Annotated in this window: 8 protein-coding genes and 1 tRNA gene; 5 read left to right on the forward strand and 4 right to left on the reverse strand. The window is 58.3% G+C overall.

The window, feature by feature from the left end; genetic code table 11:
• Positions 1-261 precede the first annotated feature (261 nt).
• Complete coding sequence (gene surE / locus Q9S52_RS09065) at positions 262-1,071, reverse strand: 5'/3'-nucleotidase SurE (protein ID WP_304708882.1); 810 nt, start codon at positions 1,069-1,071, stop codon at positions 262-264.
• Positions 1,072-1,400: 329 nt separating this feature from the next.
• On the opposite strand from surE, the gene rplS reads away from it, so the two are divergent.
• Positions 1,401-1,763 carry a 50S ribosomal protein L19 gene (rplS, locus tag Q9S52_RS09070; protein ID WP_294594305.1) on the forward strand — a complete coding sequence of 121 codons (363 nt, stop codon included), beginning with the start codon at positions 1,401-1,403 and terminating at the stop codon, positions 1,761-1,763.
• Positions 1,764-1,816: 53 nt separating this feature from the next.
• Here the strand turns inward: rplS and Q9S52_RS09075 are convergent, their stop codons facing one another.
• The gene (locus Q9S52_RS09075) at positions 1,817-3,259 is read right to left on the reverse strand and encodes an ATP-dependent RecD-like DNA helicase (RefSeq protein ID WP_304708883.1); all 1,443 of its coding nucleotides are present in this window, start codon (positions 3,257-3,259) and stop codon (positions 1,817-1,819) included.
• 72 nt (positions 3,260-3,331) lie between these two features.
• Between Q9S52_RS09075 and Q9S52_RS09080 the strand changes: the two genes are divergently transcribed.
• From Q9S52_RS09080 to Q9S52_RS09095, 4 genes are all read left to right on the forward strand, one after another.
• Positions 3,332-3,961: a hypothetical protein gene (locus tag Q9S52_RS09080; RefSeq protein ID WP_300400748.1), complete on the forward strand. Its 630-nt coding sequence runs from the start codon at positions 3,332-3,334 to the stop codon at positions 3,959-3,961.
• 106 nt (positions 3,962-4,067) lie between these two features.
• A complete protein-coding gene (locus Q9S52_RS09085) occupies positions 4,068-4,805 on the forward strand; it encodes a DUF3822 family protein (protein WP_297626943.1) in 738 nt (245 codons plus the stop codon).
• The gene (locus Q9S52_RS09090; RefSeq protein WP_304708884.1) at positions 4,793-5,338 is read left to right on the forward strand and encodes an RsmD family RNA methyltransferase; all 546 of its coding nucleotides are present in this window, start codon (positions 4,793-4,795) and stop codon (positions 5,336-5,338) included. The genes Q9S52_RS09085 and Q9S52_RS09090 overlap by 13 nt, the downstream gene beginning before the upstream one ends.
• Positions 5,339-5,414: 76 nt before the next feature.
• A tRNA-Asp gene (locus Q9S52_RS09095) sits at positions 5,415-5,488 on the forward strand.
• A 1,602-nt stretch (positions 5,489-7,090) separates the two neighbouring features.
• Here the strand turns inward: Q9S52_RS09095 and Q9S52_RS09100 are convergent.
• Positions 7,091-7,243, reverse strand: a complete 153-nt coding sequence (locus Q9S52_RS09100; RefSeq protein WP_297831951.1) for a hypothetical protein — start codon at positions 7,241-7,243, stop codon at positions 7,091-7,093.
• Positions 7,244-7,358: 115 nt separating this feature from the next.
• Positions 7,359-8,702, reverse strand: a complete 1,344-nt coding sequence (locus Q9S52_RS09105; protein WP_304708885.1) for an AI-2E family transporter — start codon at positions 8,700-8,702, stop codon at positions 7,359-7,361.
• Positions 8,703-8,745: the final 43 nt, after the last annotated feature.

Consider the following 8,745-nt stretch of genomic DNA (forward strand, 5'->3'; position numbering starts at 1 on the left):
CGCGCGCCATGACGCGAACGCGTCGGCCGTGCGGGCCCCACGTCCCGTGGACGGGCGGTGCGTGCCGCACTCCCAATTAGCCGTGTCAGCCCCGTTTATTCCGAGAGGCAACGCAACGGAAAACCGCTGATGCGATAGCTGGGGAAATCGGCCTGGATCGCACTGGTCATGAAACGTAGGATCATGCTGTTGGTGCTGCTGGCGCTGCTGTGCGATGCCGACCACACGGAGCCTTCGCTGCCTGCCCGATTCAGTCCGCCGTCAGATTTCTCGCGGTAGCCCGGGGCGGCTCAGGTAGTCGCGCAGGGTGTCGAGCCGGGCGTAGTCCGTCAGGTCCATCTGGACCGGCACAACCGCCACATATCCGTGTCGCAAGGCCCACTCGTCCGTATCTTCCGCCTCGGTTTCGAAGTTGTAGAACCGGCCTGACATCCAATAATAGTCCCGATTCTGCGGATCGGTGCGGTGGACGAACTCTTCGCGCCAGTTGCCGCGCGTTTGGCGACAGACGCGGATGCCTTGGATGTCGGAGAACGGGATGTCGGGCACGTTGACATTGAGGCACAGGCCGGCCAGACGTTCCGCCGGCAGGGCCAGTGTCCGGGCGAGAATCTCGCGGGCATAGTGCACGGCTGCCGTAAAATCGGCGGCCGGCGAGTGGTCGGTGAGCGAGAAGCCGATCGACGGAATGCCGTACAGGGCGGCTTCGGTGGCGGCCCCCATCGTGCCGGAGTAGATGACGCTGACGTTGGCGTTCGAACCGTGGTTGATGCCCGACAGAACGAGGTCGGGACGCCGGTCGCCCAAAATCTCGTCGAAACCGATCTTCACGCAGTCCACGGGCGTGCCGGTGCAGGAGTAGACCTCCAGTCCCGGCTCGCTGCTCACGGCGCTCACGAACAGCGGACGCTGCATGGTGATCGAATGGGACATCCCGGAGTAACTCTCGTTCGGCGCTACGGCCACGACGTCGCCGAATTCGGTGGCCAGCCGAATGAGGGCGGCGATGCCGGCGGCCTGTACGCCGTCGTCGTTGGTGACGAAGATGAGGGGTCTTGCGGATTCGGACATGCTGTAGTGATGCTTTTGTACGGGGCTAAAATTACCAAATATTGTCGGAACAAAACGCAGGCGGGGCGAAATTTCGGAAGGGGGCTCTCGGGGGAGGCGCCGACGACCGGTCTGTTGTTGTCGCCCGGAATGAAAAATCGAGAGGAAGATTTGGTCGGTTGGGTTTTTATCGCTACTTTTGCGCCGAATTTCGTGCAGGAATCTCTGACGGCGGGCGGCGTTCGGATAACGGGGCAGTGACTCCGTTTGTTTTTCCCCTCTGCGGGGAGGACGACCACCCTACGGAACCGTAACATTCCGCACTTTAACCTTTTAGATTCAGTTCAACGATGAAGAACAATCTGATTGCAGTGGCCCAGGAGGCTTTCAAACAGGAGACGGCCGAAGTCCCCAATTTCAAGGCGGGCGACACTATCACCGTAACGATCAAAATCCGCGAAGGTAACAAGGAGCGGTTGCAGAATTTCCGCGGTGTGGTGCTCCAGCGGAGAGGGGCGGGGGCGACCGAAACCTTTACAATCCGTAAAATCTCGGACGGGATCGGGGTGGAACGTATCTTCCCGGTTTACTCGCCGACGATCAGCAAAATCGAACTCAACAAAGTCGGGGTGGTGCGCAGGGCAAGAATTTTCTATCTGCGTAACCTGACCGGTAAGAAAGCCCGGATCAAGGAAAAGAAACTCAGCAAGTAGTTTTTGTGAGTTAACTATATCGAATAGAGCGGCCGCAGGTTTTGCGGGCCGCTCTATTCGTTTTCTAAGAAGAACCGGTCGTCGTAGTTGACCAGATAGAGCCGTTCGGTCGCCCGCGTCACTGCCGTGTAGAGCCAACGCAACAACTCCAGCGTCATGGGTTCCTCGCCGAACAGGACGATGTCCAGAAAAATCGCCGACCACTGTCCTCCCTGCGCCTTGTGGCAGGTGATCGCATAGGCGAATTTCACCTGAAGGGCGCAGTAAAATTCGTCTGCCATCACCGCCTTGTACCGTTTCCCTTTCTGGGTGATGTCGGCATACTCCTTTTCGACGGCCAGAAAGAGGCGGGACTGTTGCTCGCGGCTCAGCGACGGGGCGGGGCTGTGCAGCACGTCCAACAGCAGCCAGCACTCCAGCCGGTAGTCGTCGTAGTCGGGGAACTCCAGCTCGGCATAGGCGAAGTGGAAGCCGTACTTCTCCCGCGTCCGATAAATTCGGTGCACGCGCGCGATGTCGCCGTTGGCAATGAAGTCCATCCGTGCCTCCGGGTCGAGCTCTACGTAGTGGTAGTTGTTTTTGACCACCATCACCATGTCGCCCGAGCCGATCTCCTCTTCGTAGTCCAGTATCGTTTGCCGAATCCCCTGGTTGTAGTGGTTGGCCCGCTTGTTGGAGCGCGAGATGACGGCCGTTTCCGACTGGCCGTAGCGGCCGTAGCAGGTGTCGATCTCGTCGATCAGTTCGCGGCTGTCGATGCGCACGAGGTCCGGAAAACGGAGGTCGAGCTGCGGGATGTCGGCGGTGCCGGACTCGATCAGGCGGCGGATCAGGGTGGCGTTGTGCAGAATCCCCGAGTCGCTCTGCTGGCGCACCACTTCGGAGAGGGTGTGGCTCCAGACGGTGCCGTACCGCGCCATATACTCCGGGCTCAGGGCCGGCGAAACGGCGTAGCCGACCGGAGGCAGCTGGGCCTGGTCGCCCACCAGGATCACTTTGTTGTTCCGCCCCTGTCGGATGTAGTCGAACATGTCGTCGATCAGGTCGCCGGAGCCGAAAAGGGTCGCCTCTCCGCCGCCGGAGGCCGGACGGCCGGTCAGCATCGAGGCTTCGTCCACGATGTACAGGGTGTCGTTCGATTTGTTGAAGTTCAGGTCGAATTTCGAACCGTCGGCTCCGCCGGCCGTCCGTTCGCGGTAGATGGTCTTGTGGATCGTGTGCGCGTCGGCGCCGGCATATCGCCCCATGACCTTCGCCGCCCGCCCCGTAGGGGCCATCAGTACGCACGGAAGTTCCAGCCGGTGCAGGGTGCGGACCAGGGCGCCGATGACGGTCGTTTTCCCTGTTCCGGCGTATCCGTTGATCAGAAAAACGGCGCTTTCGTCGCCCGAGGCGAGGTAGTCGCCCAGCGTGTCGATCAACTTTTTTTGCTCGGCTGTTGGTTCGAATGCAAAATTACTGTATATTTGGGACGCAATATGACGGCTCAGAGACATGGAATTTCGGGTGTTTCGCGCGGTCGGATTTTGCTGCTAACCGCAAACAAACTTAAAAACTAAAATCATAAGATGAAAAAAATTCTACTTCAGGTCCTTTTGCTGGCAGCGATCGCGGCACTGGTGTGGTGGCTCTATTCGTTGTTCAACACGCCGCTGGAGTTCGAACGCATTCGCAAGGAGCGCGAAGCGCAGGTGGTGGAACGCTTGAAGGATGTGCGCGAGGCGCAGCGGGCTTATCGGGCGAAATACATGAAGTTTACTCCGAGTTTCGACTCGCTGATCGCTTTTGTCGAAAACGACTCGCTGGTGCTCGAACGGGCGACCGGATCGGAAGACGACTCGCTGGCGGTGGCTTTGGGGCAGGTGCGGCGCGAGAAGTTTCAGGTGGCGGTGAAGGATACCGTGCGGTTCTACACGCTGGGCGGGGATTTCAATAACCTGCGTTACATCCCGTTCTCGATCGAGGCGACAGGCCGGTTGCAGCAGTTTGCGATGGACACGGCGTCGATCGAAACCGAATCCAAGGTGGTGGTGCCGGTGGTGGAAGTCTTCGCCAAGTATCCGACTTTCCTGGGCGACTTGGATGAACAGGAGTTGATCAACTTCCGGGATTATCAGGTCAATACGCTGAGCCGCGCCGACGGTTTGAAGGTGGGGTCGCTGACCGCTACCACCAACGAGGCGGGGAACTGGGAGTAGATGCTGTTTGCGAAGGCGGTTGTCCTTCTTATTCGGGCGGCTTTTTACAAGTCGCCCTTCAGCTCAAATTTTTTATTATTCCATGCGGGACGTAGCGCGGCATAACTTGAGACACAGAGAATTATCCATTCAGGTCGGTCTGAATGGATTTTCTTTTGTGGTCTTCGATGTCGGACGGGCGGCTGAGGGGAGAGGGGTGGATGCGCGCGATGCGATTGTGCGGGCGGCGGCTTATCGGGAGACCGATATGGCCTCGATTCTGGCTCAGGAACCGATGCTCACCGCGACGACACCGCCGCTCGGGAGGGTCTTCGTGGGGTGCGCGACGGACAATGTCCTGCTGGTGCCGCAGGCGCTCTTCGAACCGGAACGGGCGGAACAGTACCTGACGGCGGCCAATATGTACGTGCCGGGCATGACGACGTTGTCGAACAACCTGATCTCGTCGCAGGCGGCGGCGGTCTGGCAGGTCGATTCGGGGATTGCGGCGGTCTTGTTGCAGTTGTATCCGGCGGCCTTGTTCTACCATCCGCTCCTGCTGGAGCTGGAGGCGACGCCGAACGATTGCGTGCAGGTGGTGTTGGACGGCGAGGTGGCGCATGTGACGGTGGCGCATCGGGGGTTGTATGCGGCTGAGACGATGCGGGTCGATACGCCGGAGGAGCTGCTCTATTATGTCCAGAAACTGCTCAAAAACGACGGCTTTACGACCTATCGGATCGTTTTGACGGGTGAGGGGGTCGGGCGGTTGCAGGAGTTTTTCGGTCGCTATTTCGGCGAGGTGGATGCTCGGGAGGTGAAATTCTATAATCATCAACGGGTTAGGGAGTTATGCGTATTGTAGGGGGCGTTCGCAAACGACGGCAGATCGTGCCGCCGCGCAATTTCCGGGCGCGGCCGACGACGGATTTCGCTAAGGAGAATCTCTTCAATGTGTTGCAGAATCTCTACGATCTGGAGGAGGTCGAGGTGCTGGATCTCTTTTCGGGAACGGGGTCGATCAGTTATGAGTTTGCTTCGCGGGGGGCGGAACGGGTGGTGTCGGTGGAGATGAATCCGATCCACCAGCGGTTCATTGCGGCGACGGCTCAGGAGCTCGGTTTCGGGCAGATCCAGAGCATTAAAACCAATGTTTTCGTCTACTTGAAGAGTATGGCGGGGACGGAGCGTTTCGATGTGGTTTTTGCCGATCCGCCGTACGATATGCCGGGGGTCGAACAGTTGCCGGAGTTGGTTTTCGGAGGTGGATTCGTGCGGGAGGGGGGGATTTTTGTGTTGGAGCATTCGGCGCAGAAAGATTTTTCGGACTATCCGAACTTTTGGGAACGAAGGAGTTACGGGAGTGTGCAGTTTTCGTTTTTCCGTCGTGAGGAATAAAATCCGGAAAGTTGTTTGCAGTTTTAGAAAATGTGTTTATCTTTGCACCGCAATCTCGGGGTAGGGATTGCGATTGGGTGCGGTAGTTCAGCTGGTTAGAATACCTGCCTGTCACGCAGGGGGTCGCGAGTTCGAGTCTCGTCCGCACCGCATGAAACGCCTTGGAATCTTTTTATGGATTCCAAGGCGTTTTTTGTTTGTTGGTGGTGGAGAGGGGGGATTTTTTTTGGGGGGCTGCTTCGCGGCCAGCGCGCGAACGAAGAACGGGGCGAAACAAATAAATTAGCGATACGCAGTATCGCTCCGTCCTGTCGGGGCGCCCATCGGTCGTTTTGTTAGGGTTGTCTTTGCCTTATTAGCCGTCCGCCGCCTGCGCAGGGTAGTTTCAGGCGGGTCAAAGCTCGACCGCGCGCCACGCCTAAAGGAGCGATTCATTCTATTTCGGCAGTAAGCCGAAATAGAATGAATCGCGCAGGCGCGCGAATAAAGAATTGGGTTGAGCTGATTAAGCGATACGCAGTATCGCTCTGTCCCGCCGGGGTCACCCGGACGCCGCCCGCGCAGAGCAGTTTTAGGCGTAACAAAGCTCGACCGCGCGCGACCGCTGGAGTAGGAAATCATTCGAACGCGTGATGCGCGTTTGAATAAGATTTCCGCCAGCGCGCGAACAAAAAACGGCGCGCGGAAAAGCGGCGGAGCGCCAGCGGAGCCGCAGTGAGGCCGACACGGGGCGGAGAACTGGGATGAGCTCTGTGCTGTGCTTGTTCTTTGGGCGGGAAAACCGTAGGCGGTTTTCCCGCCGCGCTGGGCCGAGTATGGGGTTTGCCGTTAGGCAGTGCTTTGGGCCGTGGGTTGGGCTATGCTTTTGCGACTCGCAGAGTCATGCGGGCCGAAGCCTCTGACCGCGGAGGCCCGCAACTGACGTTGCTGTGGGCCCCGCAGGCTTCGTCCGCTTGAACTGAGAGCGAGTAGCGCGATTCCGAAGGGAATCGCCGTCCTCGGCGAGAGCGACGCTTTAGCGGCACGAGAGGGGCGCTCAAGGACGAATCTCATAGCAAAGAGCGCGTAGCCCGGACCCGACAGAATTGGGGCGGTGAATTAAGCCGAGTTTCTGCGGCTCATTGAGCCGCGCAGTTCGCCGCCACCCCATGCGGCGGGCTGCAACTCGACGGAGCTCGTTGCACTCACCGCTGGCGGCGAACTTCTGCAAATAGGACGAGAACGAATCCAACAAGTTGGGCCGTGCTCTTGCGGTTCGAAGAACCGCGCGGGCTGGACGCCTCCCCTCGGGAGGGACGCACAGCGTCTTTTACTGCCAGTCTCTACCCCATGACAGTACCTCGGGCGTCCGACCGCAAAGTCAAATTGAAATAGGGTAGAGGCACCTAATTAGAGTAACTCCCGCCCCTTGCCCCCCGCGGGCCCGCGGCGTTTATTCTGAGAGGCAACGCAACTGAAGACCGTGGCCACGGCTGTTCGCATTGTTGGGAAGGAGCCATGTTGCATCCCATCCCAAATACATGCCTTTGGAGCCATTCACGGATGATGAGTAACTGTAACCGCCTTCGCCAATGCCATTAGTGTGCCCGTACTGTTGCTTCGGTAGCCCGGGGCGCGTCGCTCGGCACGTGAACCGGGTAGCCTCTTTCCCAATGGCCGCCTCTATCCTAAATGCTTCTACCCTAAACAATTAGGCTGCTTCGGATTCAAGATAGGGGTAGAGGCTGGCAGTAAAACGCCCTGTGGGCGCGTTTATTCCGAGAGGCAACGCAGCTGAAGACCGTAGCCGCGATAATTCGCACTGTTGTTGTAGAGACGTTTCGAATCAAACAGTAAATCGAAGCCGGAAATGCTGTTGTTCGCGCCCGAAGCCCAACTATAACCGCTAAATCCATTGCTGTACATATCCCCATCGGCTCTTTCGCGGCAGCCCGGGGCGGGGCTTTCGGACACTCCGACAAGACTGCCATTCACTCAAATGAACAGTGTCGATTACGAAGCATAACGACAGAGAAGGAGATTATTGGGCCGGGGTATCCAACGGGATTTCCGGATCGTCGGAGGAATTCCGGGGAATCAATCGGTATTCGATATAATAGATTCGAATCAACAGCAGGAAACCGGAGATCAGCAGCGGCCCGAAAATAATCCCCCAGAAGCCGAACAACGGAATCCCCACGATGACTCCGAACACTACGATCAAAGGATGCGTATCGGCCGCCCGTTTCATCAGGAAAATCCGACAGACATTGTCGACATTGGCCACGATGAGCACAGCTCCGGCCAACAGGAAAATGCCGGGCCAGACGGCTCCCGTGGCGAGCAGATAGATGCCCAGAGGAACTGTCACCAAGGCTGTTCCCACCATCGGAACCAGTCCGCACACGGCGGTCAGAAAGGCCCAAAATAGGGCGCTGGGGATACCGGTGGCCCAATAAAGCAGACCGGCGGTCGCCATCTGGGCCAACAGGATGACCGGAATGCCGATAGCATTGCTGAAAATCATGTTTTTCGCTTCGCGCCGCAACAACAACTGACCCTGACCGCTGAAAGGCAGGTAGCGAACCAGGGCCGCCTCCATCCGACGACCGGCGCTCAGCATGAAGTAGAGAATCACGACCGTCATCAGGATATTGGCCGTGAAGCTGTAGGTCGTATTGATCAGCATCGAGGCGAAGCGCTTGATGAAGACTTCGGACTCGGCGAGCCACCGGCCGGAGATAACTCGGTAGCCGATTCGGTCGTTGATCTGTTCGATCAATTGGTTGATGCCGGCTAAGATGCGGGCCGTTTTCAGGTCGGGAATTTCCGTCGCGATCACTTCGAAAATCAGGTAACCGACGCTCAACAGCAAAATGCAGGTCACGGTTACCAGCGTGGCGGAAGCGATCCACGGTCGCCAGCGACGCTCTTCGGTCAGGCGGAAAAGGGGCTGACGCAGAACGGCGTAAAGCGTGACGGCTCCCAGAAAGGCTCCCACGAAGAAGCTTAGCTGGTGGAAAATAATGATGCCGAGGGCGATCAATACGCCCAGAAAAAGCAGTCGGCGGAAAACGGCATTTTGGCGGGTCAGGGTGTCGGGCATGGCGAATCGAGGGTGTGAGGCGGCTGTTCGGCGGTGGGTCACGAGATCAGCAGCGAGGCGTTGTTCAAATCGTTGTGCCGCGGATCGCACGGCTGGAGCGGGTAGATCAGGATGTGGCTGTTCGACGGCGCGTAGCGGGTCAGGTAGTTCCGGGACGGCAGTCATGCACTTATGATAGGAGGCGCCGCCTTTGCGGCTCAGCACCGCCAGCAGGATGTCGTTGGCGCGCACTTCGCGGAACAGAATCAGGAAGTCGTCCCAGTCGTTGGAAAACGGCATTTTGGCGGGTCAGGGTGTCGGGCATGGCGAATCGAGGGTGTGA

Origin of the sequence: uncultured Rikenella sp., assembly GCF_948810725.1 — a bacterium.
GTDB lineage: Bacteria > Bacteroidota > Bacteroidia > Bacteroidales > Rikenellaceae > Rikenella.

Bases quoted from the DNA above. Each gene is read 5' to 3' on its own strand.
- Q9S52_RS09080 (WP_300400748.1), top strand. From the start codon at position 3,332: ATGAAAAAAATTCTACTTCAGGTCCTTTTGCTGGCAGCGATCGCGGCA.
- Q9S52_RS09105 (WP_304708885.1), bottom strand. From the start codon at position 8,702: ATGCCGTTTTCCAACGACTGGGACGACTTCCTGATTCTGTTCCGCGAA.
- rplS (WP_294594305.1), top strand. From the start codon at position 1,401: ATGAAGAACAATCTGATTGCAGTGGCCCAGGAGGCTTTCAAACAGGAG.
- surE (WP_304708882.1), bottom strand. From the start codon at position 1,071: ATGTCCGAATCCGCAAGACCCCTCATCTTCGTCACCAACGACGACGGC.
- Q9S52_RS09075 (WP_304708883.1), bottom strand. From the start codon at position 3,259: ATGTCTCTGAGCCGTCATATTGCGTCCCAAATATACAGTAATTTTGCA.
- Q9S52_RS09090 (WP_304708884.1), top strand. From the start codon at position 4,793: ATGCGTATTGTAGGGGGCGTTCGCAAACGACGGCAGATCGTGCCGCCG.
- Q9S52_RS09100 (WP_297831951.1), bottom strand. From the start codon at position 7,243: ATGTACAGCAATGGATTTAGCGGTTATAGTTGGGCTTCGGGCGCGAAC.